Origin of the sequence: Pseudomonas sp. MYb185, from assembly GCF_002979975.1 — a bacterium.
GTDB lineage: Bacteria > Pseudomonadota > Gammaproteobacteria > Pseudomonadales > Pseudomonadaceae > Halopseudomonas.
Window position 1 is genome coordinate 314332 of sequence record NZ_PCQD01000001.1, and the last position, 24724, is coordinate 339055.

Annotated in this window: 18 protein-coding genes; 14 read left to right on the forward strand and 4 right to left on the reverse strand. The window is 59.9% G+C overall.

Annotation, left to right across the window (positions count from 1 at the left end):
* Positions 1–132 precede the first annotated feature (132 nt).
* The 7 genes from CQ007_RS01465 (at position 133) to CQ007_RS01495 (ending at position 11849) form a co-directional block, all read left to right on the forward strand.
* Positions 133–3105, forward strand: coding sequence for a transglycosylase domain-containing protein (locus CQ007_RS01465; protein WP_105643136.1), 2973 nt, complete (start codon positions 133–135; stop codon positions 3103–3105).
* 169 nt (positions 3106–3274) lie between these two features.
* The gene (locus CQ007_RS01470) at positions 3275–4615 is read left to right on the forward strand and encodes an MFS transporter (RefSeq protein ID WP_105643348.1); all 1341 of its coding nucleotides are present in this window, start codon (positions 3275–3277) and stop codon (positions 4613–4615) included.
* A 245-nt stretch (positions 4616–4860) separates the two neighbouring features.
* Positions 4861–6084 (forward strand): benzoate/H(+) symporter BenE family transporter, encoded by a 1224-nt coding sequence (locus CQ007_RS01475; RefSeq protein WP_105643137.1) that lies wholly within the window; start codon positions 4861–4863, stop codon positions 6082–6084.
* A gap of 89 nt (positions 6085–6173) precedes the next feature.
* The gene (locus tag CQ007_RS01480; RefSeq protein ID WP_105643349.1) at positions 6174–7445 is read left to right on the forward strand and encodes an OprD family porin; all 1272 of its coding nucleotides are present in this window, start codon (positions 6174–6176) and stop codon (positions 7443–7445) included.
* 233 nt (positions 7446–7678) lie between these two features.
* The gene (locus tag CQ007_RS01485) at positions 7679–8521 is read left to right on the forward strand and encodes an IclR family transcriptional regulator C-terminal domain-containing protein (protein ID WP_105643350.1); all 843 of its coding nucleotides are present in this window, start codon (positions 7679–7681) and stop codon (positions 8519–8521) included.
* 319 nt (positions 8522–8840) lie between these two features.
* Positions 8841–10289, forward strand: a complete 1449-nt coding sequence (gene ccoN / locus CQ007_RS01490; RefSeq protein ID WP_105643138.1) for a cytochrome-c oxidase, cbb3-type subunit I — start codon at positions 8841–8843, stop codon at positions 10287–10289.
* Positions 10290–10700: 411 nt separating this feature from the next.
* Entirely contained in the window at positions 10701–11849 is a 1149-nt protein-coding gene (locus tag CQ007_RS01495; RefSeq protein WP_105643139.1) for a CBS domain-containing protein, read from the forward strand.
* Positions 11850–11854: 5 nt separating this feature from the next.
* Here the strand turns inward: CQ007_RS01495 and CQ007_RS01500 are convergent, their stop codons facing one another.
* The gene (locus tag CQ007_RS01500) at positions 11855–12718 is read right to left on the reverse strand and encodes a LysR family transcriptional regulator (RefSeq protein ID WP_105643140.1); all 864 of its coding nucleotides are present in this window, start codon (positions 12716–12718) and stop codon (positions 11855–11857) included.
* Between the two features lie 197 nt (positions 12719–12915).
* Here CQ007_RS01500 and CQ007_RS01505 point away from each other — a divergent pair, with 197 nt between their 5' ends.
* From CQ007_RS01505 to CQ007_RS01535, 7 genes are all read left to right on the forward strand, one after another.
* Positions 12916–14208 carry an HlyD family secretion protein gene (locus CQ007_RS01505; protein WP_105643141.1) on the forward strand — a complete coding sequence of 431 codons (1293 nt, stop codon included), beginning with the start codon at positions 12916–12918 and terminating at the stop codon, positions 14206–14208.
* 20 nt (positions 14209–14228) lie between these two features.
* Positions 14229–14414: a LuxR C-terminal-related transcriptional regulator gene (locus tag CQ007_RS01510; protein WP_158256698.1), complete on the forward strand. Its 186-nt coding sequence runs from the start codon at positions 14229–14231 to the stop codon at positions 14412–14414.
* 446 nt (positions 14415–14860) lie between these two features.
* Complete coding sequence (locus CQ007_RS01515) at positions 14861–16015, forward strand: JmjC domain-containing protein (protein ID WP_105643142.1); 1155 nt, start codon at positions 14861–14863, stop codon at positions 16013–16015.
* 248 nt (positions 16016–16263) lie between these two features.
* Entirely contained in the window at positions 16264–16632 is a 369-nt protein-coding gene (locus CQ007_RS18735; RefSeq protein WP_146114522.1) for a class IIb bacteriocin, lactobin A/cerein 7B family, read from the forward strand.
* Between the two features lie 130 nt (positions 16633–16762).
* The gene (locus tag CQ007_RS01525; RefSeq protein WP_105643144.1) at positions 16763–18850 is read left to right on the forward strand and encodes a peptidase domain-containing ABC transporter; all 2088 of its coding nucleotides are present in this window, start codon (positions 16763–16765) and stop codon (positions 18848–18850) included.
* Positions 18847–20217 (forward strand): TolC family outer membrane protein, encoded by a 1371-nt coding sequence (locus CQ007_RS01530; RefSeq protein ID WP_218278805.1) that lies wholly within the window; start codon positions 18847–18849, stop codon positions 20215–20217. The genes CQ007_RS01525 and CQ007_RS01530 overlap by 4 nt, the downstream gene beginning before the upstream one ends.
* Before the next feature lie 22 nt (positions 20218–20239).
* On the forward strand, positions 20240–22969 hold the full coding sequence (locus tag CQ007_RS01535) for a pitrilysin family protein (RefSeq protein ID WP_256582158.1): 2730 nt from the start codon (positions 20240–20242) through the stop codon (positions 22967–22969).
* A gap of 133 nt (positions 22970–23102) precedes the next feature.
* Here CQ007_RS01535 and CQ007_RS01540 read toward each other — a convergent pair whose 3' ends face one another.
* Genes CQ007_RS01540 through CQ007_RS18740 form a run of 3 tightly spaced genes read right to left on the reverse strand, consistent with a single transcriptional unit; the run spans position 23103 to position 24704 of the window.
* Positions 23103–23621 carry a hypothetical protein gene (locus CQ007_RS01540; RefSeq protein ID WP_105643145.1) on the reverse strand — a complete coding sequence of 173 codons (519 nt, stop codon included), beginning with the start codon at positions 23619–23621 and terminating at the stop codon, positions 23103–23105.
* 26 nt (positions 23622–23647) lie between these two features.
* A complete protein-coding gene (locus tag CQ007_RS01545; protein ID WP_158256699.1) occupies positions 23648–24421 on the reverse strand; it encodes a GGDEF domain-containing protein in 774 nt (257 codons plus the stop codon).
* Positions 24422–24437: 16 nt separating this feature from the next.
* Positions 24438–24704 (reverse strand): DUF3391 domain-containing protein, encoded by a 267-nt coding sequence (locus CQ007_RS18740; RefSeq protein ID WP_146114523.1) that lies wholly within the window; start codon positions 24702–24704, stop codon positions 24438–24440.
* Between the last annotated feature and the right edge of the window lie 20 nt (positions 24705–24724).

The following is a 24724-nucleotide window of genomic DNA, read 5'->3' on the forward strand; positions in this document are numbered from 1 at the left end:
CGCTGCGCACCTTTGTATCGCCCGTTCTCATGCCATTGCGAGCCGGCCGGGCGATGTAATCCAGCGGCGAATCTCGCTGCTGGAATCCCAGCCCTGAACTAGACTGAAAGCGAACCAGTGAACGAGGGGACTATGAGGCTGCGGATCTGGCTTGTGGTGGGCGTCGTATCGTTGATGCTGTTTTGCGTAGCAGGCTTCGAGTTTCGGTATGCCTGGTTCCAATCGCAGTGGATCAGCGATTATGCCAGTCGACTCCATTACCAGCTTGGTGATGGCGAGAGCGAGGCTATCCGCTTTCCGGAGGCCGGTCCTTTCAATCAGCGACTGGGTTACAGCCTGATTCCGGATCTGCAGCCCAGATTGCAGCAGCAGGGCTACGGCATCAGCCATCAGGCGCGCTTTTCCAGCGAGTTGCTGGACTATGCCGACCATGGGCTGTTCCTGCCCTACCAGGAAAAAACCCACACCGGCCTGGAGGTGCTCGATTACCGCGGTGAGCCGATCTACCGGTTCACCTACCCGCGTTCCAGCTTCAGTGAGTTCGAGAGTATCCCGGCGTTGCTGGTGGAGGCGCTGCTGTTCATCGAGAACCGCCGGTTGCTGGACCCGGCGCTGCCGCGGGCCAACCCGGCGGTGGACTGGCCGCGGCTGGCGGGTGCCTCCGTGGCCATGGTAACCAGCTCTCTGGGTGGCAATGGCCCCAGCCACGGCGCCAGCACCCTGGCCACGCAGATGGAAAAATACCGCCACTCCTTCGAGGGACGTACCCAGTCGCCGATGGACAAACTGCGGCAGATGGCCTCGGCCAGCGTGCGTGCCTATATGAATGGGCCGGAGACGCTGGAGGCACGTCAGCAACTGGTACGGGACTACCTGAACAGCGTGCCGCTGACGGCCGCGCCCGGCCACGGCGAAGTGCATGGTATTGGCGATGCACTGTGGGTCTGGTTCGCCGAGGATATTGACAACTTCAGCGCCAGCCTCGATGGCCGGCAGGGGCAGGCCGCACAGGCGCTGGCGCTGCGCCAGGCACTGGCATTGATCATCGCCCAGCGGCGGCCCAGCTGGTATCTGCTCGGTGGGCGGGACGAGCTGCAGGAGCTGATCGACAGTCATATCCGTCTGCTGGCCAACCATCAGCGTATCGATGAAGACCTGGCCCAGACCGCATTACGCACGCCGATGGCGTTTCGCGACTGGCAAACCCAGCCACTGCTGGAGCATACCAGCGCCGACAAGGCCGCGCGGGTAACCCGCAACCAGCTGGCCTCGCTGCTGGGGCGGCCATTCTATGATCTGGACCGCCTCGATCTGCAGGCCAGCAGCAGTCTGGATGTGGGGCTGCAACGGGCGGTGACGGCGTTTCTGGAAAACCTCGCCGATGAGGAAGCCGCCGCCGAGGCGGGATTGCTGGGGGAAACCCTGCTGTCGCGCCAGCAGGCGGCGCAGGTGCGCTACAGCTTCACCTTGATGGAGCGTACCGCCTCCGGCAACCAGGTACGGGTGCAGACCGACACCACCGGTATGCCGTTCGACCTGAATGCCGGCAGCAAGCTGGAGCTGGGGTCGACCGCCAAGCTGCGGGTGCTGACCAGCTATCTGGAAATCATTGCCGAACTGCACGGCGAACTGGCTGGCGCCGAGGCCCAGATGCTGCGCCAGATCACTGCCAACCGAGGTGATCCGCTGACCAACTGGGCGGTGGATTATCTGCAGGCCAAGCCGCAGGCGAGCCTGGCCGAGATGCTCGAGGCGGCGCTGCAGCGCCGCTATTCCGCCTCACCCTGGGAACAGTTCTTCACCGGTGGCGGGGTGCAGCGCTTCAACAACTTCCGCAAGGAGGACAACCGTCGCATCGTCACGGTGCAGCAGGCGCTGCAGGAGTCGCTGAACCTGCCGTACGTGCGTCTGCTGCGCGATGTGGTGCGCTACAGCCTGCACCAGAGTGTGGAAGAGGCCGACAGCCTGCTGACCAATGACCGCGATCCGCGCCGCAAGGCCTACCTGCAGACCTTTGCCGACCGGGAAGGGCGGGTCTATCTGCAGCGCTTCTGGCGGCGCTACGCCGGCATGGATGAGCAACAGCGCTTCGAGCGCCTGATGCAGCATGTGCAACCGATTGCCGCGCGCCTGTCGGTGGTGCATCGGACGCTGTATCCCCAGGCGGACTTCGAGACCTTTCGGGAATTTCTCGAAGAGCGGGTGCGGGTGCCGCAGAAGCCGGATCGGATCGAGCGCCTGTACCGTACGTATGCTCCAGGCAGCTACAACCTGACCGATCAGGGCTATATCGCGCAGATCCATCCGCTGGAACTGTGGCTGCTCGGCTACCTCAAGCAGAATCCCCAGGCCACGCTCAATGAGGTGTTGTCGGCCAGCGCGGTGGAGCGCCAGGAAGTCTACGGTTGGCTGTTCCGTACCCGACATGCCAGCGCGCGCAACGTGCGCATCCGTACCATGCTCGAGCGCGAAGCCTTCGATGCGTTGCACCGTCGCTGGCAGCGGGTGGGCTATCCGTTCCCGCATCTGGTGCCTTCGCTGGGTACCGCGCTGGGCAGCTCCGGTGATCGCCCCAGCGCCCTGGCCGAGCTGATGGGGATCATCCTCAACGACGGCAAGCGCCTGGATCTGCAGCGCATCACCAGTCTGCATTTCGCCGCTGACACGCCATGGGAAACCCGCTTCGAGCCGGCATCGGGCCGGGAACGGCAGGTACTGCACAGCGAGGTGGCGGCAGCGCTGCGCCAGGCATTGTCGGCGGTGGTACTCGACGGCACCGGGCGCCGCCTGCAGGGCGTATTCATGACCGCCAACGGCGAACCGCTGGAGGTCGGTGGCAAGACCGGTACCGGCGACAACCGCATCCACACCGTGACGGCCAGCGGCGCGGTGATTTCCAGCGAGGTGATGAACCGTACCGCCACCTTCGTATTCTTCCTCGGCCCCAACCACTTCGGCACGTTGACCGCCTTCGTTCCCGGCGAAGGGGCCGGTGCCTTCCATTTCACCTCGGCGCTGCCGGCGCAGGTGCTGAAAAGCATGGCCCCGGTACTGGCGCCCTACCTCACGACACCGGCTGAAGGCATGCTGGCCCGTCAGGACTGACTTTCTTCTCCCGTTCTGCAGAAAACGGATAAAGATGCTGCAGAAAACGGATATTGATCACTGGCCTGGCGTCGTAGGCTTCATCAAACGGACACAATTGGCCATGTTGCCAGCGCTGTCCATCCAAGCTCGATACCGACTCGACAACAACAACAAGAGAACCGACGCCATGCGCAAGATAGATGTTCACGGGATCATCGATGATGCTCGCTTCAACGGCTTCCACTGGCTGATCATGGGGCTGTGCGCCCTGTTGCTGATATTCGACGGCTACGACCTGTTCATCTACGGCGTGGTCCTGCCGGTGATCATGGAGGAATGGGGCCTCACCCCGCTGGAGGCGGGTGCGCTGGGCAGCTATGCGCTGTTCGGCATGATGTTCGGTGCCCTGGTGTTCGGCACCCTGGCCGACCGTATCGGTCGCAAGAAGGGCATCACTATCTGCTTTCTGCTATTCAGCTGTGCCACGGTGCTGAACGGCTTCGCCAGCACGCCGACCGAGTTCGCCATCTTTCGCTTTCTTGCCGGCCTGGGCTGCGGTGGGCTGATGCCCAACGTGGTGGCGCTGATGAACGAGTACGCGCCGAAGAAGCTGCGCAGCACCCTGGTGGCGGTCATGTTCAGCGGCTACTCGTTGGGCGGTATGTTTTCTGCCGGGCTGGGTATCTTCCTGCTGCCGCGCTTCGGCTGGGAAGTGATGTTCTTCGCTGCGGTGGTGCCGCTGCTGTTGCTGCCGGTGATCCTGTTGTATCTGCCCGAATCGGTGGGCTTCCTGGTGCGCCAGGGACGTTCGGAAGAGGCCCGCGTCCTGCTCAAGCGCGTGCAGCCGGAGGCGGAGCTGCCAGCCGATGCCGAGTTGCAGATGCTGGATACCTCGGGCCAGAAGAACTCGGTGCTGGATCTGTTCCGGGGCGGGCGCCTGCTGGGCACGCTGTCGATCTGGGTGGCATTCTTCTGCTGCCTGCTGATGGTCTACGCGCTGGGGTCCTGGCTGCCGAAGCTGATGGCCAACGCCGGTTACAGCCTGGGCTCGAGCCTGTCGTTCCTGCTGGCGCTGAACTTCGGCGGCATGTTCGGGGCGATTCTCGGGGGCTGGCTGGGTGACCGTTTCCATCTGGGCAAGGTGGTGGTGGCCTTCTTCGTAGTCTCGGTGATTTCCATCAGTCTGCTGGGCATCAAGACGCCGATGCCGGTGCTCTATACCCTGATTACCATTGCTGGAGCCACGGTGATCGGTACGCAGATCCTGCTGTATGCCGCTGCTGCGCAGTTCTATGGGCTGTCGATCCGTTCCACCGGTCTGGGCTGGGCCTCGGGTATCGGTCGTAACGGCGCTATCGTCGGGCCGCTGCTGGGTGGTGCACTGCTGGGTATCAACCTGCCGCTGCAACTGAACTTCATCGCCTTCGCCATCCCTGGCGTGATCGCGGCGCTGGCCATGACCCTGTTCGTACTGTCGGGCAAGCAGCAGGGCGCAGCTGCGGCTCCGCTGATGGCGGCCAAGGTCTGAGCGAAAGTCACCTGGTTAAGCCTGCTTTGCGTTGCACCACCGGTATAACCGTGTCATTGCGAGGCCGTAGGGCGAAGCAATCCACCGAGTCTTCCGCCAACATGGATTGCCGCGCCGCTACGCGGCTCGCAATGACGCCGGTGGGGATATGGCCATGAGATGACGTTCGACGCCTTGACTCAGTACCATTGGCTTCAGCCCTAAAATAAGTACCACTCAGGCTTGATCCTGATACGCGAGACGACATGAAGGCATTACTCAAGGACATTTCAGTTTCGGCGTTGGTCGCCGGTTTCATTGCGACGGTCATTTCCTATGCCGGTCCTCTGGTGATCATCTTCCAGGTGGCCCAGGCGGCGGATATGCCCCACGACGTGCTGTCCTCCTGGGTGTGGGCCATTTCCATCGGCAGCGGGGTGCTCGGTATCGTGCTCAGCCTGCGCTACAAGGTGCCGGTGATCATCGCCTGGAACGCTCCCGGCTCGGCGCTGCTGATCACCCTGCTGCCGGGTATGAGCATGAACGAGGCGGTCGGTGCCTATCTGGTCAGCAGTGCCATCATCCTGCTGGTGGGGCTGTCCGGCAGCTTCGATCGCATCATCAGCAAGCTGCCGGCGGCGATTTCCGCCGGCATGCTGGCCGGTATCCTGTTCAGCTTCGGCACGGGCCTGTTCGTCTCGCTGCAGGACCAGCCGGCCCTGGTGCTGGCGATGTTCTTCACCTACCTGTTGGCCAAACGCCTGATGCCGCGCTACGCGGTACTGGCGGTGCTGATGGTCGGCGTGGGCATTGCCCTGGGCCTGGGCGAACTGCGCAGTGAAGCGCTGGTGGTCGGCCTGGCCATGCCGGTGTGGATCAGCCCCGAATTCACCTGGCAGGCAACCCTCAACGTGGCGCTGCCACTGGTCATGCTGGCGCTGACCGGGCAGTTCGTACCCGGCATGGCCGTGCTGCGTGGTGATGGTTACTACGACACGCCGGCCAGTCCGTTGCTGACCAGTAATGGAGCGGCTTCGCTGCTGCTGGCACCGTTCGGCTGCCATGGGCTGACCCTGGCGGCGATCACCGCCGCCATCTGCACCGGCAAGGAGGCCCACGAGGATCCGACCAGACGCTACGTGGCCGGGGTCTCGGGTGGGGTGTTCTACCTGGTGCTGGGGCTGTTCGGTGCCACGCTGGTATCGCTGTTTACGGCCTTTCCCGCTGCGCTGATCGCCGCCCTGGCTGGCCTGGCGCTGCTGGCAGCCATCGCCAACTCGCTGAACGGGGCCATGGCCATACCGAAGGATCGTGAGGCGGCGCTGATCACCTTCCTGGTTACCGCTTCGGGCATGTCCTTCCTGGGTCTGTCCGCGGCCTTCTGGGGATTGATCTTCGGTATGGCCGCGCATCTGTTGCTCGGCCTGAGGAAACCGGCCGCCACCCCGTCGTCACCCTGTCTGGAGCGGGAGCAACAACCCGTCCGCTGAATAACCGAACCATAACGTTGCGCTGCCGGGGCCTGGCCCCGGGGGTTGGCAACGTGCAGCCAGAAAACAACAAAAACGAGTCGAATTCCATGAAAAAACAGTCATTCTCCATGCTTGCCCTGGCCATAGGCACCACCTGGTACCTGCCTTCGCTGTCCGCCGCCGAGGTGGAAGGCTTCGTCGAGGGAGCCAGCGCTACCCTGCAGGCGCGCAATTACTACTTCAGCCGGGACTATTCGGGTATCGTCGGCGCCAATCAGCAATCCAGGGCCGAGGAGTGGGCCCAGGGCTTCATCCTCAATGTGAAATCCGGTTATACGCCGGGCACCGTCGGCTTCGGTGTCGACGTGCTCGGGCAACTCGGTATCAAGCTCGACAGTGGCGGCGGCCGGATCAATACCGGGTTGTTGCCAGCCGGCAGCGATGGCAAGGCGCCGGACAACTACGGGCGCTTTGGTGCGGCGCTGAAAGCGCGGTTGTCGCAGACCGAACTCAAGGTTGGTGAACTGACGCCGAACCTGCCGGTGCTGGTCTTCAGCGACATCCGCCTGCTGCCGCCGACCTATCAGGGTGCCAGTATCGTCTCGCGGGAGATCGATGGCCTGACCCTGCAGGGCGGCCAGCTGCGTTCCGGCAGCCTGCTCAATGAGGCCGGTGACGGCAAGATGCGCGCCAAGCTCGGCCATGTGCCGCAACTGGGCGGTGATGCCGCGACCGACCGCTTCAACTATGTCGGTGCCGATTACGCGTTCAATGACCAGCGCACGTCGGTGGGGGCCTGGTACGCGCAGTTGAAGGATATCTACAACCAGCGCTTCTTCAGCCTCAAGCACAGCGAGCCGCTGGGCGATTGGGTACTGGGCGCCAACCTGGGCTTCTACGACTCGCAGGAAGATGGCGACCGCCTGCTCGGCGATATCGACAACCGTGCGGCCTACAGTCTGCTGTCGGCACGCCATGGCGGTCACACCTTCTACCTGGGCTACCAGGCCATGTTCGGTGATGATGCCTTCCCGCGGGTGTTCAACAACATCACGCCGCTGGGCAACGAGGTGCCCACCTATGAGTTCGCCGGTGCCGACGAGCGCTCCTGGCAGGTGCGGCACGACTACGACTTCGCTGCCGTCGGCGTCCCCGGGCTGGTCACCACGCTGCGCTATATCCGCGGTAACAACGTCGATACCGGGATGGGTTTCGAGGGCCGGGAATGGGAGCGCGACCTGGATATCGGCTATACCGTGCAGAGCGGGGCGCTGAAGAACCTGGGCGTACGGGTGCGCAACGTCACGGCACGCTCCAACTACCGCACCGACATAGACGAGAACCGGCTGATCCTGAGCTACACTTGGACGCTGTTTTGAAACAGCTGGCACATCACTATGGAAGGTCGATCGCGACCCGGTCGACTTCGATCTCGAGGGCGCCGGCCGCACCAACTGATGGAAGGCCGGGTTCCATCCCGGCCAGCGGCGTCTCCCGCCAGGCTGCTGGTCGAGATGGAACTCGACCCTCCGCAGACCTTCAGCCGGCCTGGTTGTATGGTGGCGCACTGATGGGCGATGATCAGGCGTTGTCTGCTCACAAGGTGCTTCGCATGTCTGATGACTCCCGCCCCGGCTCCGTGCCGGTGGCACCGGCGATCATCGCCTCACCGGCCAAGCGCATCGATGCCTTGACCGGCGACCCCGACTTCATGACCTCGCTGGCGCGCGGACTGGCGGTGATCCATGCCTTTCAGGAGCGCAAACGGCATCTGACCATCGCCCAGATCAGCCATCGTACCGAGATCCCCCGCGCCTCGGTGCGTCGCTGCCTGCACACGCTGATCAAGCTCGGCTACGCCACCACCGACGGCCGCACCTTTTCGCTGCTGCCCAAGGTACTGACGCTGGGGCATGCCTATCTGTCCTCCACGCCGCTGGCGGTCACGGCACAACCGATTCTCGACCGGCTCAGCGACCAACTCAATGAAGCCTGTTCCATGGCCACCCTGGAAGGTGACGAGATCCTCTATGTCGCGCGTTCGTCGATACCGCTGCGGCTGATCTCGATCGACCTCAGCGTCGGCAGCCGCCTGCCGGCGTACTGCACGTCCATGGGCCAGATTCTGCTGGCCGCGCTGGATGATGCGGCGCTGGAGGACTATCTGGAACACACCACCCTGCAGATCAAGACCAGCCGTACCCTGCATACACCCCAGGCGATCCGCGAGGTGGTGGCGCAGATTCGCCAGCGTGGCTGGGTGATCAGTGATCAGGAACTGGAAATGGGCCTGCGTTCGCTGGCAGTACCGCTGCGCGACTCCGCCGGCCAGGTGCTGGCTGCGCTCAACGTCGGGACCCCGGTCAGCCGGGTGACCCGTCAGGAGTTGGAGACCCGCTTCCTCCCGGTGCTGCTGGAGGCCAGCAAGGAGCTGAGCCGGCGGTTGTTTTTCTAGGGCTCCGACCGCACCACGCATGATGGACGGCCGGGTTCCATCCCGGCCAGCGGTGTCTGCCGCCAGGCTGCTGGTCGAGATGGAACTCGACCCTCCAAAAGCCGACTCCACGGCATGGAGCGTCCTGGTCCGCGTGCGGGCGATACGCCTAATTTGTGCTCCGGGTCATGAGGCAGCGCTTCGTTGCGCTTGCCTTGATTTTCGTCAAATATAAAAAATATCTAATTAAAGGTAAGTTATTACTGTTTTGATTTTACTTAATGTGAGGCGCAAACTGTCCCGCGTTATTGCTCGTCCTGCCTGGCTTCACGGAGTTTTCATGAATATCCCCTCTGCTTCAGCGGGCTCATCGGAGCCCGGCTATAACTACGATGTGGTCCGCAAGTTCACCATCATGACCCTGGTCTGGGGTGTGCTCGGCATGGCCATGGGCGTGGTCCTCGCCGCCCAACTGGTATGGCCGGCACTGAACTTCGATCTGCCCTGGTTCAGTTTCGGTCGCCTCCGGCCGATCCATACCAACCTGGTGATCTTCGCCTTCGGTGGCGGCGCGCTGTTTGCCACCTCGTTGTATGTGGTGCAGCGCACCAGCCGGGTGCGGCTGGTGTCCGACCGGATGGCGAATTTCGTGTTCTGGGCCTGGCAGGCCATCGTCGTGGCGATCATCCTCAGCTACGCCAGCGGGCATACCACCAGCAAGGAATACGCCGAGATGATCTGGCCGATCGCCACGCTGGTCACCGTCGTCTGGGCGGCCTATGCCTACCTGTTCTTCGGCACCATTGCCCGGCGCAAGGTCAAGCATATCTATGTCGGCAACTGGTTCTATGGGGCCTTCATCATCGTCACTGGCCTGGTGCATGTGGTGAACCATATCGATGTGCCGGTCTCGCTGTTCAAATCCTATCCGGTGTATGCCGGTGCTACGGACGCGATGATCCAGTGGTGGTATGGGCACAGTGTGGTTGGCTTCATCCTGTCGGTCGGCTTTCTCGGGCTGATGTACTACTACGTGCCCAAGCAGGCGGATCGGCCGATCTATTCCTACCGGCTGTCGATCGTGCATTTCTGGGCAGTGATCGCGCTGTATATCTGGGCCGGCCCGCACCATCTGCATTACACAGCACTGCCGGATTGGGCGCAGACGCTGGGCATGGTGATGTCGATCATCCTGCTGGCGCCCAGCTGGGGCGGCATGATCAACGGCATGATGACTCTCTCCGGTGCCTGGCATAAGTTGCGCAGCGATCCGGTGTTGCGCTTCCTGGTGGTGGCCCTGGCGTTCTACGGTATGTCTACCTTCGAAGGCCCGATGATGGCGATCAAGACCGTCAATGCCTTGTCCCATTACACCGACTGGACCATCGGCCATGTGCATGCCGGTGCCCTGGGCTGGGTGGCGATGATCAGTATCGGTGCGCTCTACCACATGGTGCCGAGGCTCTGGGGCCGGGACGGCATGTACAGCATCCGGCTGATCAACCTGCACTTCTGGATGGCTACCATGGGTACCGTGCTGTACATCGTCGCGATGTGGGTCAATGGCATCACCCAGGGCCTGATGTGGCGTGCGGTCAACGTCGACGGCACCCTGACCTATGCCTTCGTCGAAGCGCTGGAAGCCAGCCACCCTGGCTATATCGTGCGGATGATCGGCGGAGGCATCTTTGCTGCCGGCATGCTGCTGATGGCCTTCAACTGCGCGATGACCATTCGTGGCGCGAGAGTGCAGGAGCAGTCCGCTGACCTGGTTCAAGCTGGGCGTTGAGCTGATGTCATGGCCGGGGGGGCGCACCTGCAGTCCCCCCATTAGCTCGGCCCCGCTGTCGTCGAGCGGGTGCTCGACAACCCTGGCACGGCTCCTGGGTGTAGCGCCCCGTCCACGTTCGGGTGCGACGCCTGCGGTCTAGCAGATTACTCCAACCCCTTGTCGTCGAGCGGGTGCTCGACAACCCTGGCACTGCCCCTGGGGTGTAGCGCCCCCGCGCTACGCCTGCGGCCTCGCCAGCGCGTCGGTTTGGTGTTCCTTATATAAAAATTGTTGTTCTATTCATCAATTATTATTGAATTGTCTGTATTCATGCCGGCGGGCAGAATAGCGACTCTTTTATTTCCCCCTGGCAAAGTTCCGGTTTCTGATGTGCTCCACTGCCGTCACTAATCACCGGCAGGAGTACGCATGATATCCGGTCAGTTGCTGACCCTTTCCCGTCGTTTATTCGGTTGGTTGCCGCGCACCGTGCAGACTCGCCCCGGCGAGTGGTTGCGTGCCGCTACTGGCGTGGCGGTGGCAGTGGCCTGCACTTTCTGGATTTCCAGCCTGCTGTACGGGCCGACCACGGCGATGGTCCTGCTGGGGCCGGCAGGTGCCTCGGCGGTGCTGCTGTTCGTGGTCTCGTCCGGAGCACTGGCCCAGCCATGGCCGGTGCTGGGCAGCTATCTGCTGGCGGGTGTGGTCGGGGTGGCGGCGCTGCATCTGCCGTTACCGGAGATGACCACCAGCTGGCTGCTGATCATCGCTGTGGTTGTCGTGGTGTTGGGTATGTCGCTGCTGCGCTGCCTGCATCCGCCGGGCAGCGCCATGGTGCTGGTGATCGTGCTCGCCGGTGATCTGCTGGCGCCGCTGGGTGGCTGGCTGCTGTTGCCGATCATGCTTAACGCCTGCTGCCTGTTGTTCTGCGCCACGCTGTACAACAACCTCACCGGCATCCGCTATCCCAAGCAGGCACCGCGGGCCGATCTGCACCACACCCGCGATATCCTGCCGGAGCAACGCGTCGGCTTCACCGAAGAGGATCTGGACCGCGCACTGGACAAGTTCGGCGCCTTTATCGATATCACCCGGGACGATCTGGAGCAGATCATCCGTGATACCGAAAGCTCGGCGCTGCGGCGCAAGATGGGCAATATCCGCGCCGAGCAGATCATGTCGCGGGATATCCGCACGGTCGGCCCGGACACCACGGTGATGCAGGCCATCCGTCTGTTCCGTCATCACCACGTCAAGACCCTGCCGGTAGTGGACAGTGAAGGCGTGGTGCAGGGCATTATCAGTCTGAGCGATCTACTGGCGCAGCTGGATCTGCCGATGGGCCGGATCCTGCCGACGCGCATCAACCTGTGGCGTGACCAGCCGCTGCACAAGGTGATGACCGCGCCAGTGGTCACCGTGGACGGTCAGACCCATGTGGTCGACATGATTCCGCTGATGTCGAGTCAGGGACTGCACTGCCTGCCGGTGCTGGACCATGGCCGACTGGTCGGCCTGGTGACCCAGACCGATGTGATCGCTGCGCTGCATCGTGACCTGGTCAACCATATGGCCTGAGCGACTCAGATCATCGGGTCCCAGCGTTGGGACCAGTCCTGGCTGGTATGGGTCAGTTCGCGCAACAGCTTCAGCGCCTGGTCCAATACCACCGACTCGCGCTGCCGGGAATACACCAGGTAGGTCGGAAAGCTGAACTCCGGCGCCATGCTTACCGGTTCCAGTAGGCCATTGTCCAGATAGCTCTGCACTACCCGACTGCGGAAGTACCCCGAACCGCCCGACTCCAGTATGTATTGCAACGCCAGCGGCCCCAGGTTGAAGGTCACCGGCGCACGGGCCTTGTCGGGCAGGGCGGCATCATGCTGCCGCCGGAAATGCTCGCCCCAGTCGATATACACATAGGGTTCCGGCTGGCCAGGCAGGCTCACCTGGATCAGCTTCTCCTCCAGCAATTCCTCCACCTGCAGACCGGGCAGATATTCGGGCTGATAGACCAGCGCCGCATCCAGCGAACCCTGCTCCACGCGCTGCATCAGCACCCCACTATCACCGATCTCGGCACGCACCGAACGCTCGGGGATCTCCCGGCGCAGGGCCCGTACCCAGTGCAGCAGCAACGGCGTACTCAAACTGGCCTCGCCACCGATATGCAGCACATCACTGAAACCCTTGAGCAACGGCAGGTCGCGCTGGGCCATATCCCAGGCCTGGGTCATCTGCGTGGCATGGGTGATGAACGCCTCGCCATCCGCGGTCAGGCGGGCACCGGAGCGGTTGCGGATGAACAGCGTGCAATTGAGCTGGCTTTCCAGGCTCTGGATGCGCGAGGTGATGGCGGCCTGGGTGACATGCAGCCGATCGGCCGCAGCGACAAAACTGCCGCAGCGCACGATCTCCAGAAAGGTGCGGGCCAGGCTGATATCCATGTGACCGATTCCCGAGGTGAAAGGGGCATTCTAGCAAGCGTGGCTGGTGTCTGGTTGCAATGGCGGCGCTTTATATTCTCTCTGATCAGCGGTGAGGAATGAGACTTTAGTCATGGAGCTGGGAGTTGCGTCTCGCATTTAATATTTTTCCTGATAGATTTAACGAGAATCGAAATCAATATTAATAAGAGCAAGGGATGTCTGATTTTTCAAGGAGCAAAACTGCGCTATTCCGCGCTGAAGCGCTCGCCACAAAGGGGGAGCAACGGTTCGGTAGTGTGCTCATTCACCAGCCTTGGGGTTATCGGGTCGCGGCTATTCTTGCTGGTGTGCTTATCCTGCTGGTCGGGGTCTTCGCTTACTTTGGTACCTATACCCGCAAAGCGTCTGTCACGGGCTTGCTGATGCCTGAGCAGGGCATGTTGCGCCTGACGTCCGTTGCCGCGGGATTGCTTGCCGATGTCAGGGTAACCGAGGGGCAATACGTCGAAGCCGGGCAGGTACTATTCGTTGTATCGGGTGAGCGTTTCAGCATTACCGGGGGCACTCAGCAACTGATCGCCGAGCAGCTGGCACAGCGTTCATTGCTGTTGCAACGCAATCGGGCACTGGCAAGTGAGCGTACCGCCGGCCAGCTGCGCATGCTCGATAGCCGCCTGACTACGATTGACGGAGAGTTGCAACAGTTTCGGGAGGAGGTGCGGTTGTTGGGGCGGCGGGTGGAGTTGGCGGACATACACTTGCAACGCCAACAAGAACTGGTCGAGGCGGGTTTCCTTTCCATAGCCCAGTTGCAACAGGCCGAGGCGGAGCTGCTGACGCTGCAGGGGCAACAGCAAAGTATCCAGCGGGCCCGTGCGAACCTGGATCGTGAGCGCACAGAGTTGCTCGCGCAGCGCCAGGAGCTGGAGTTGCGGCACGATACGGAGTTGACCGACATTGACAACGCGATCGCCCAGGTCAGGCAGGAACAGGCGGAGAATGACGTTCGTACCGAACAGGTCAGCGTTGCGCCCTTCGCAGGCCATGTGACGGGGGTGAATGTGCAGATCGGCCAGCAGGTTGCGGCGGGTACCCTGTTGGCCAGCCTTATCCCGTACGACAGCACCCTGTCGGCACATCTGTATGTGGCACCACGTCAGGCTGGATTCGTCGAGCCAGGCCAGGCGGTCCTGATGCGCTACGCTGCTTACCCCTACCAGAAGTTCGGCATGGCTCGTGGGAGAGTAACAGACGTAGCCAGGAGCCCTTATGCAGCTCAGGAATTGCCGCCCCATATTGCCAGTGCATTGCAAGACGTAAGTATGCCAGCGGAGCTGTTCTACCGGGTAACAGTGGCCCTCGACTCCCAGACTGTCCAGGCATATGGAAATTCACAGCCCTTGCAGGCTGGCATGCTGCTGGAAGGCGACATCATTCAGGACAAGCGCCGCTTGTACGAATGGGCATTGGAGCCGCTCTATTCAGTGACTGGAAAAATGTCCAGATAATTAGAAGATATGGAAAGGTTATGACTCCGAGAGAAAAAGAAGTTTTCCAACTTTTGCTACAGGGGAAGTCAAACAAGCAGATTGCGCTGGCGCTTGATATCAGTGAGTTTACGGCAAGAGATCATGTCTGCTCCATTTTGAGGAAGAAAGGAGTAAAGAGTCGAGGGGAGCTGCTGGCAGCGGTGATGAGTCGATATGTTCTTTGATGGCACTACATCTGTAGGGTTATGTGTGGATGAGGTTATGGGTATATTTTATAGTGATGTTCCAAAGGTGTTGAAGAAGGGTTGTGCGAGAGCTAAATGTTAGTGGTATAGATAAGCTCAGGGGTGGGGCTGTCCCTGTCATGGTTGGAGGGATAGTAGTTGGAGTGGTTGGTTATACTGGTGCTGTGATTGGAGTGTGTTTTTTTAATTAACCCATAACCTGATGTTTGGTGCGGTTTTGGATTGTAGGAAATATATTTGCAAGAGTTTGTCTGTAAGGGCTTCTCATTTCAGGTTTCTACAATACAGGGTTGCGTTCTGCGATTTGGCGATCAGTGTGTTAGGAGGTTAGAGGTATATGCTTTAGTAGGTCACCATTCTAGTCTCTTGGCGCATAGGGTGGTTTTCAGGCTGGGAAGGTGGTTCGCATATATAGAGAATATTTTATGGGAATAGATTTTAATATTTCGCCGTGTAATTTTCTTGAGCAGTACCAGGAAAAGAAACCATTGCTTATAAAGAACGCGGCTTCCATAAGAAGGTTTTCCTGGAAGGATGTAAATGAGTTGTTCGAAAGAGGCGATGTGGCTTCCGAAGACTTCAAATTGTCTTTTGATGGGGTTAGGCCAAAGCATGAGTATGTGGAGAGGTATTACGATATTGGCACTCTGCGCCATCGACTGATCAAACCTGTGGTTTATGACTATTTGCGAAAGGGTGCCACGCTGATCGCTAACAAGATCAAGAACGAACCCAAGGTCAGCCAATTCTCGCGACAGGTTGCTGAGTTCACCGGTCGGCAGGTGGTCAGTAGCGCCTATGTCGCTTTTGGTCAGAAAGACTCCTTTCGTTGCCATTGGGACACTCGGGATGTATTTGCTATCCAGTTGATCGGGCGTAAACGGTGGATTGTCTATGAGCCGTCACTAGAATCTCCACTCTATACCCAGCAAAGCAAGGATTACGAGCAGCAATACCCTTGTCCACCAGAGCCCTATATGGATTTCATCCTGGAGCCCGGAGATGTTTTCTATCTTCCCCGGGGCTGGTGGCATAACCCGCTGCCTTTGGGTGAGCCGACATTCCATCTGGCGTTGGGTACCTTCCCCGCCTATACCATGGATTACCTGAGCTGGGTAATGAAGCAGATGCAGGGCTTCCTTGATGCGCGACAGTCTTTGAGTCACTGGGAAGAAGATCAGGATACGCTGATTTCTGTAAGTGAGCATCTGAATGCCTTTATCAATGATCCACTGAACTACCAACGCTTCATGGATGAGTTTACCGGGGCAATACGTGTCGAGTCGACACTGGCATTGGAAAAATTTGGTGATCCGAATGCCGCGCCAATCTCCGGACACACCGGGATTCGATTAAGCGCCAACCAGCCGTATGGCCTTGCCGATCATTATGTCATTGCCAATGGTGCCAAGCTGAACCTGGATGAGCAGGGCATACGGTTGATCCGCTGCATTTCGGACTGTCCCGGTATCAGCTTGTCTGATCTATCGTCTCGCTTTCCCGCTGTAGCGACTGAAAAATTACATAAATTAGTTACTGAGTTATGCCGCCAGGATATTTTGGAATTGCATCGTCTGTAATGCTTTTAGAATTATGTTGAGGAGTAGAGTATGAACTTTTTTGGCGTGCATATCACGACAGGTTCTTTTTCTGAAATGCTGATGACGATTTTGCTAGTTTTGGGTTTCTACGTCATCTTGTATGCAGCGTATAGATTGTTTCTATTTAAGACTGGGCGCCCATACAGTCAGAGCAGGAAAAGTGCTCAGTTGATTGTTCTTGTTGTGATTTCCTGTGTGTTGTCTGGTATTGCAAAGTCATTTTTTTAATGGCTGTGATTATTAATAAAAGGAGAAGAAAAGTGCGTGAGTTGTCAATGCAGGATATGGAAATGGTTTCTGGGGCGTTTGGGCCGGTCGGTGCGGCTATTGGCGCAGTGTCGGGTGCGGCAACCTATGTTGGCTATGCCGCTGGTTCGGGAGAAGGGAGCTTTGCTGGGCTTGTTGGCAATACTCTGGCTGGTGCGGCTATAGGTTTTGCCACTGGGCCTGCGGGACTTAGTGCCATGCAGACAGGAGCGTATGTTGTTATTGGTAGTCAGGTTGGCTTTTATGGAGGGATGGCTGGGGGGCTGACTGAAAGAGCTATTGATGCGGCTGGCACTGATTATAACGTTGCTGGAACGAATTATAACTAGGGTACGTTGGATACCCTGGTGGGGTTCGGCTCACTAGGGTACCACCCTGTTGCTCATAGATATGAAGATAATACGTAAGATTGTTTCGTCTCGCTGATTATAATCAACCCCCTCCTGATAAGTACAATACATGAAAGTGATATTGCAAACAGAAAGCCAGGAGTGCGGCCTGGCATGTCTGGTCATGGTTGCCGGATTCCATGGACTGCATCTGGATCTGATTAGTTTGCGCCGACGTTTTTCGATTTCGCTGAAGGGAACCAACCTAGCCCAACTGATTCGCTATGCACAGGCGCTGGAGTTTTCCTGCCGACCACTACGCTTGGAGCTGGAGGAAATCAGCAGGTTGCGTATGCCCTGCCTTCTGCACTGGAACATGAACCACTTCGTGGTGCTGGAGAAGGTGCGTGGCAAACGCATTCATATTCTGGACCCGGCGGTTGGTCGCCGGGTGTTGACCCTGGCTGAGGCTTCACCACATTTCACTGGAGTAGCGCTTGAGCTGACACCCAATGCCAGCTTCCGTCCGGCTCAGCAGAAGGCTCGAATCCGGTTGCGAGACCTGACCGGGAAGGTTTTCGGGCTGAAACGAGCGCTGGGCAATATTTTTGCGCTCGCCCTCGCGTTGGAAGTGGTTGCGCTGCTGTCTCCCCAGGTGACGCAGTGGGTGGTCGATGGTGCGCTGGTGTCGGCGGACCAGGATTTGCTGTTGCTGGCAGTGCTGGGCGGTTGCCTGCTGATGCTGATCGATTTTGTGCTGCGCATGGCCCAGGGCTGGATGGGGCTGCGTCTGAATCAGCAACTGGCCATACAGTGGTCCGGCAATTTGTTCAGCCATCTGCTGCGTCTGCCCTGGCCGTTCTTCGAAAAACGTCAGCTTGGGGATATCACTGCCCGTTTTCATTCGCTGAATGCCATCCGCAATGTGTTTACCAACGGTGCGATTACGGTGGTACTCGACGGGCTGGTAACCCTGATCACTCTGGGCATGATGTTGCTCTACAGCACCGCCCTGACCGCCATCGTGGCAGTCGCCTTGCTGTTGTATGTGATATTGCGGGTGGTGTTTTACCAGCCGCTGCGCAATGCGTCGGAGGAGCGCATCGTGCTGGCCGCTAAAGAGAACTCCTATTTTCTGGAAACGATACGGGCGGCGCTGCCACTGAAACTGTTCAATGTTACCCCGTTGCGGCTGGCAACCTGGCAGAACCTGATCGCCGATGTGCAGAACCGCGATGTGACTACCCAGAAGTTGCTGTTGGTGTTCGCCAGTTTCAATACTCTGATTTTTGGTCTGGAAGGCATGTTCCTGTTGTATGTCGGCGGGTTGGCGGTGTTGGAGGGGAAGCTGTCGCTGGGCATGCTCCTGGCATTCATTGCCTACAAGAGCCAGTTCACCGGCCGAGCAAGCAAGCTGATCGACCTGGGGGTGGAAGTCCGCATGCTGTCCTTGCATGCCGAGCGGCTGGCTGATATCGCCCTTGAAACACCAGAGCCGGAAAGCAGTATGGAAACTGATCTGGACAGGATAGAGCCGCGCATTGAGCTCAGGGATGTATCGTACCGCTATGCGGAAGGTGAGCCCTGGGTGCTGCGCAACCTGTCTCTGGTTATCGAGGCCGGTGATTCGGTTGCCATTGTCGGTCGTTCGGGATGCGGCAAGACGACCCTGTTCAAGCTGATGCTCGGGCTGCTCACTCCAGCCGAAGGTGAGATCCTGTTCGGCGGTATACCGGTGCGGCAGTTGGGGCCGCAGGCGCTGCGTAGCCTGGTCGGTGCGGTGATGCAGGAAGATCAATTGCTGGCTGGCTCTCTGGCCGAGAATATTGCCTGTTTCGACCCTCAGGCAAGCCAGGAACGTGTGGAGGAGGCGGCGAAATTGGCCCACATCCACAAAGCCATCATCAATATGCCCATGGGCTACCAGACATTGGTGGCGGAGATGGGCAGCGGCTTGTCTGGTGGGCAGAAGCAGCGGGTACTGCTGGCGCGTGCCTTATACAAGCAGCCGAGAATCCTTGCTCTGGATGAGGCAACCAGCCACCTTGATCTGCACAGCGAGCAACATGTAGTGCAGTCCCTGCACCGGATGCCGGTGACGCGCATTACCATCGCCCATCGGCGTGAAACCATCGCTTTTGCTAAACGGCTGATCGCCTTGGACAAGGGAGCTGTGGTGGAAGACGTGCGGCTCGATGAGGCTTCGGTCAGCGCATGATTTCATTCAGAAAGGGCTGGCTGATGTGGGCATGGCTGCTGGGGTGTGCGGCTGTGCAGGGTGACGACCTGCTGGGAGTATATCAACGGGCACTGTTGCATGATCCTCAATATGCCGCTGCGCAGGCGCAGCGGCGTGCCGATGACGAGCGTCGGATACAGGGGCGTGCGGGCTTGTTACCGCAGGTGTCGGTTGATGCCCAGAACAGCTGGAGCGAGACCGAATACGATCTGGCGGGCGGTCGTATCGAACAGCGGCGTCAGAATCGCAGTTACGGCATCCAACTGGTACAGCCGCTGTTCCGTTGGCAGAACTGGATTCAGTATGAACAGGGTAATCTGCAGCAGACCCTCGCGATAGCTCGTTTGAGCAGTGCCGAGCAGACCCTGATTCTGCGTGTTGCCGAAGCCTACTTCGAGGCTCTGAATGCTGACGAAGTACTGAATGCGGTTCAGGGGCTGAGTTTGGCCAGTGGGGAGCAGTTGGCCAGTGCGAAGAAGAACTTTGAACTGGGAAATGTGAGTGTGGCTGATGTGCATGAAGCTCAGGCAAGTTTCGACAGGGCTGGTGCACAACTGATCAAGGCCAGAAGCGAACGTGAACTGGCTCGCCATGCGCTGGCTAGAATCATGGGGCGCCAGCCGGGAGCTCTGAAAAGCCTGCGCAGTGACATGGCTCTGACACTGCCCTATCCGCAGGATCTTGATCAATGGGTCGCCGCCGCAGAAAGAAGCAACCTTAAAGTACAGGTGCAGGAGCTGTTGTTGGCTGTGGCGGCCAATGATGTCCGCAGTCGCAAGGCCGAGTACCTTCCCACGGTTGATCTGCTGATAAGCCAGACCATGCAGCAGAGTCCCAATGCCAGCACCGAACGCACCGAGTCAGGCAGTATCGGACTGCGTTTGAGCGCTCCGCTCTACAGTGGTGGCCGACTCAGTTCCGCTACGCGAGAAGCTCAGGCGTTACGCATGCAGGCCGAGTACGAGCTGGAGGACGCCCGTCGTTCAGCTGCCTTCGCGACCCGACAGGCATGGTCGGGTGTAATGGATGGCATGGCACAGGTAAAAGCGTTGGAGGCGGCACGCCTGTCCACCCAATCCGCGGTGGAATCCAATCGACTGGGTTATCGGATAGGAATGAGAACCGGCATCGAGGTACTGGAAGCCCAGAGTCAGTTCAGCGATACCCTGCAGCAGCTTACCCGTGCCCGCTATGACACTCTGCTGGCCCAGCTGCAGCTCAAGGCTGCGGTGGGCGTGCTGGAGCCGAACAGTCTGGTGGAGGTTAACGCCCTTCTGGTCAACAACGACGAACCTGCAGCGATCACCATGAATGACTTGGGCGGATCCACCGAACTCACTCTTTAACTCTTGAAAACAAGGAAAACGCATGTCAAAGACATTCATGCCAGTGTTGATCTGGCTGTTGCTATTGATCCAGGCAGCGGTAGCGCAGGCTGATGGTCTGCAGCCAGTGGCAGAGCAGGATGGTGTGCTCGAGTACCGACTGGACAATGGCTTGCGGGTGATCCTGGCCGAGGATCAGGCGGCCAATACGCTGTTTTTCGATATGGTCTATCTGACCGGCTCACTGGCTGACCCGTCGGGCAAGGGGGGAACGGCGCATCTGCTGGAGCACCTGATGTACAAGGGTACTGCGCAGCGTTCGGGGGAGCAGTTGATCAGCGGCCTGCACCAGCGTGGTATCCGCTTCAATGCCACTACCAGCCACGATCGTACCCGCTACAGTGCGGTGCTGGATGCTGAACCGGCGCATCTGGATTATCTGCTGGAGCTGGAGGCTGAGCGCATGGCCGGCCTGGCGTTCGATCAGGTGGCTCTGCAGGCCGAACTGGAAGTGGTGCTGCGGGAGATGGAGCTGGCGCAGGATAACCCCTTCGCAGCGTTGGGGCAGCACATGCTGGCGGCAGCCACGGTGGGGCAGGGTTATGGGCGTCCGGTGCTGGGCTCCCGGGCGGAGCTGGGCAATATCACGCTGGCTGACCTGCAAGCCTTCCATGCCACGTATTACCAGCCGGACAATGCCGTCATTGTACTGGCGGGCAAGTTTGATACGAGTCGTGCTCTGGAGGTGGTCCAGCGGCATTTTGCGGGTATGGCCCCCCCTTCCTCAAAGCCGCGTAGCGCCGCCATGTCGGTGGTCATGCCCGACAAGCCGGTCAGCGTTGACCTCACCCAGGGCGATATGGATATGGTCACGCTGGCTTATCCACTGCCGCCAGCCCTTGATCAGAGCAATGTGGCGCTGATGGTGCTCGCCGACATCTTTGCCGGTGAGCCGCACGGTCGCCTGTATCAGGCACTGGTAGTGCCTGGTGAGGCGGCTGGAGTGGTGGCGTTGCAGCAGAACTTCCGGCATGGCGGCTACTTCATGTTCAGCGCGCCGCTGGCCGAGGGGCAGTCCCGGCAGCAGGTACAGCAACTGCTGATCGAGCAGATCGAGTCGCTCGCCGGGCGACCTGTCAGTAAGGAAGAGCTGCAGCGGGTACAGACCGCCAATCGCCAGGCGAAGCAGCGGCTGTTGCGCGAGCCCGGTACGCTGATCCACCTGCTGGCCGAGTCGGTTGCACTGGGTGACTGGGGGCTGTTGTTGCGGCGTCAGGATCAGCTGCTGGCGCTGGATGTCGACACCGTTCAACGTGAGGCCCAGGCCTGGTTGCTGGCCCAGCGCCGCCTGGTCGGTCACTTGCATGCCGGCGGCGAGCCTGCTGGCGCGGCTGCGTTCCTGCCAACGGCGGTATCCAGCAACACTGGTGGCCAATCGGGCGTGGCGACACCGGTTGTCGATGCGGTAGACATTGCAGCCTTCAACCAGCATATCCTGTCGGTGGAACAGGGCATCCAGCGTAGCCGTCTGGACAATGGGCTGAAACTGGCATTGCGCCCGTTGCCGGGGAGCGCTGGGCCGGTAGAGGGCATCATGACCTTGCGTTTTGGTGATGCGCGTAGCCTGTTCGGCAAGGCGGCACTGGCTGACCTGACCGGTACCCTTCTGGTACGTGGCACACAGAACCTCGGTCATCAGCAGGTGGTCGATCGTGCCAATCAGCTGGGCGCGGGTTTTTCCATTGTGCCGGGTGGCAGTGCGTTGACGGTGCGTTTTGCAAGCCCGGCAGAGAACCTGTCTGCCCTGCTGGAGCTGATGGCCGAAGTGCTGCGACGCCCAGCCCTTGCTCGTCAGGACTTCGACTTGATGAAGCGCCAGCAGTTGCTCACGTATGGCCGTGCCGACAACCGACCAGGCAGCGTGGCCAGCCTGCAGCTCCGGCGTTATGAAGAGGATTACCCCGTCGGTGATATCCGTCGCCATATCGAGCGTGAGGAACGGCAGGCAGCGTTGAAGGCGATCGGTCACCAGGATGTGATTGATTTCCATGCAGCCTTTTATGGTGCCAGCCAGGGTGAGTTTGCCCTGGCCGGGGATTTTGATCCGCAACAGGTGCACAGCCAGCTGGAGGTGTTGTTCGGCGACTGGCAGACGCCGCATCCCAGCACCCGGAGCAGCAAACCCTTTGCGGATATCGCGCCATCGCGCATGCACGTCAAGGCCGGCGCGGGGCGGACCGGGCACTATATCGGACGGCTGAATTTCGCTGCCAACAGTCAATCGGAAGACACCGCAGCGCTGTTCATTGCCGAGCATGTGCTGGGGCGTCATCCGACGGCGTCACGCCTCGGCAAGCGCCTGCGTGAGGAGGAGGGGTTGAGCTACGAGATCCGCTCGTCGTTGAAGGTGGCTACCTTCGACGATGCCAGCTGGCTGACTATTCAGGGTAGCTATCCCCGGGGGCAGGGCATGCGGCTGGCGAATATCGTGCGCGAAGAGGTGGCCCGGCTGGTAGCGGACGGCATTACCCAGCAGGAACTGGAGCAGGCCAGAAATACCATTCTCAATGAACGTCGCCAGTCGTTCGGTCAGGATCGCAATATCCTGTCCTGGCTACCGCGGCAGTTATATGAAGACAGCACCATGCAATCCTGGGTGGAGCGTAACAATGCCTTTGCGGCGGTGACGCTGGAGCAGGTCAATCGTGTGGTAGGGAAATACTTCGACGCCGCGAAAATGGTTGAGATTCTGGCCGATGGGGATGGGCAATAAGCCATGGCAGGATGCCGTAGTTACGACTAAGGAACCTCTGGAAATAAGTCAGAACATTGTCATTGCGAGCGCAGCGAAGCAATCCAGCCGCTTGATGCTGGTGCGGTTTCTGGATTGCGCTCTTTGCCATCCGTCAGGACATCAGAACCTGAAGAACGCCACTCGCTGTTTCAGTTGCTCCGCCAGTTGGGTCAGTTCCCGGCTCGAGGCTGCCACCTGGTTCGAGCGTGGCATCACGGATGCGCAGGATGTTCTGGTGCAGGTTGCCTTCGGCCAGCGCATGGATGGCCTGGACCGCCTCCCGGGGCTCGGCCCCGAGCAGGCCCTGGGCGACGAGCCTGTTCAGCGGTGTCGCGGAATCCTGGTAGAAGCCATCCAGCCGGGTGATTTCCGCCGGGTGTTCGTTCAGTTCGCGCGGATTCTCGGCCAGCACCGCATCGCGTGCGGAAATGGCCCGGTCATGTACGCTGCCACGGAAGTTGATGGCGTAGCGTTGCTTGATGGCTGACTGATTGCTCTGGGTCAGCAGGTTGTCCATGAAACCGACACGCAGGATGCCGAGGGTGGTGACCAGCATCATCATGGCCAGGACCAGACCGAAACCGAGGCCGAGGCGCTGGGCAATGCTGAGCCTGAAAATGGGAGTACGCATGATGATACCTGTCTGGCTGAGTGGATCTAACGGTTGGTTGTCGTTGTTGCTGAAGCCTGTTCACAGCCCGGTTGGCTCGGGGACGAGTCCTCCAGTCCCGGGTAGTCGTCGCTGACGATGTAGCGGTTCTTGCCGGCTCGCTTTGCCTCGTACATGGCCGCGTCGGCCTTGCTGATCAGCAATTCCGTCTGGTCGCCATGCTGCGGGGCGAGGGCCACGCCTATGCTGGCCGACAGCTGGATCAAGCTGCCGTCCTTCACTCTGACTGGCTCGGCGATGGCCCGCAGGAGGCGTTCGAGGACCGGGTGGTAGGCCTGCTGATGCTGCAGGTCGTCGATGATGGCGATGAACTCATCCCCGCCGAGCCGTACCAGGGTATCGCTGTCCCTGAGCGTTGCCTGCATACACTGGGCGACTGTCTGTAGCAGTTCGTCGCCCTGCATGTGGCCATACTGGTCGTTGACTGCCTTGAAGCCGTCCAGATCGATGAAGGCCACCGCCAGTGAAGTACCGCGCCGTTGCAGATGGCGTAGGGACTGCTGCATGCGTTCGGCCAGCAGCCACCGGTTCGGCAGCCGGGTCAGCGGGTCATAATGCGCAGTGTATTCGAGCAGTTTCTGGCGTTCGTTGAGCAGGACCAGGCGTTTCACCAGAACCGTCTGCTGGCGCAGCCTGAGCAGTGCCCAGACGAGACAGGCGGCCAGCAGACCGGTGAAAGCAAGTAGCAGATTGACCAGGTTCATGCCCGGGCGCCCCAGCGGTGGGCGGAGCGGGAGGGGGGCGGTCGACAGTCTGAGCATTGCCTGTCTCCGCTGCTCATGAGCGGTTACCGAGGGGCAACTCGACGGTGAAGACATCGATGTTGCGGGAGGGCCATTTGCCCGTGGGCTCGCGGGCAAGGATTCGGTCGTTGCTGCCGGGCCGGGCCAGGTCGACGATCTCCACGGGGATCGGCTGCCTCAGCAGGTGGTAAAAGAACACCTTCACCCTGTTTTTCCAGCAGAGATGCTGCAACCAGGAGCCAGACGGGCTGTGGATATACGCGCCGCGGATGAGATCGGAAACAGCGATACGTTTAAGCACTGGACAGGGGTTCCGAAATA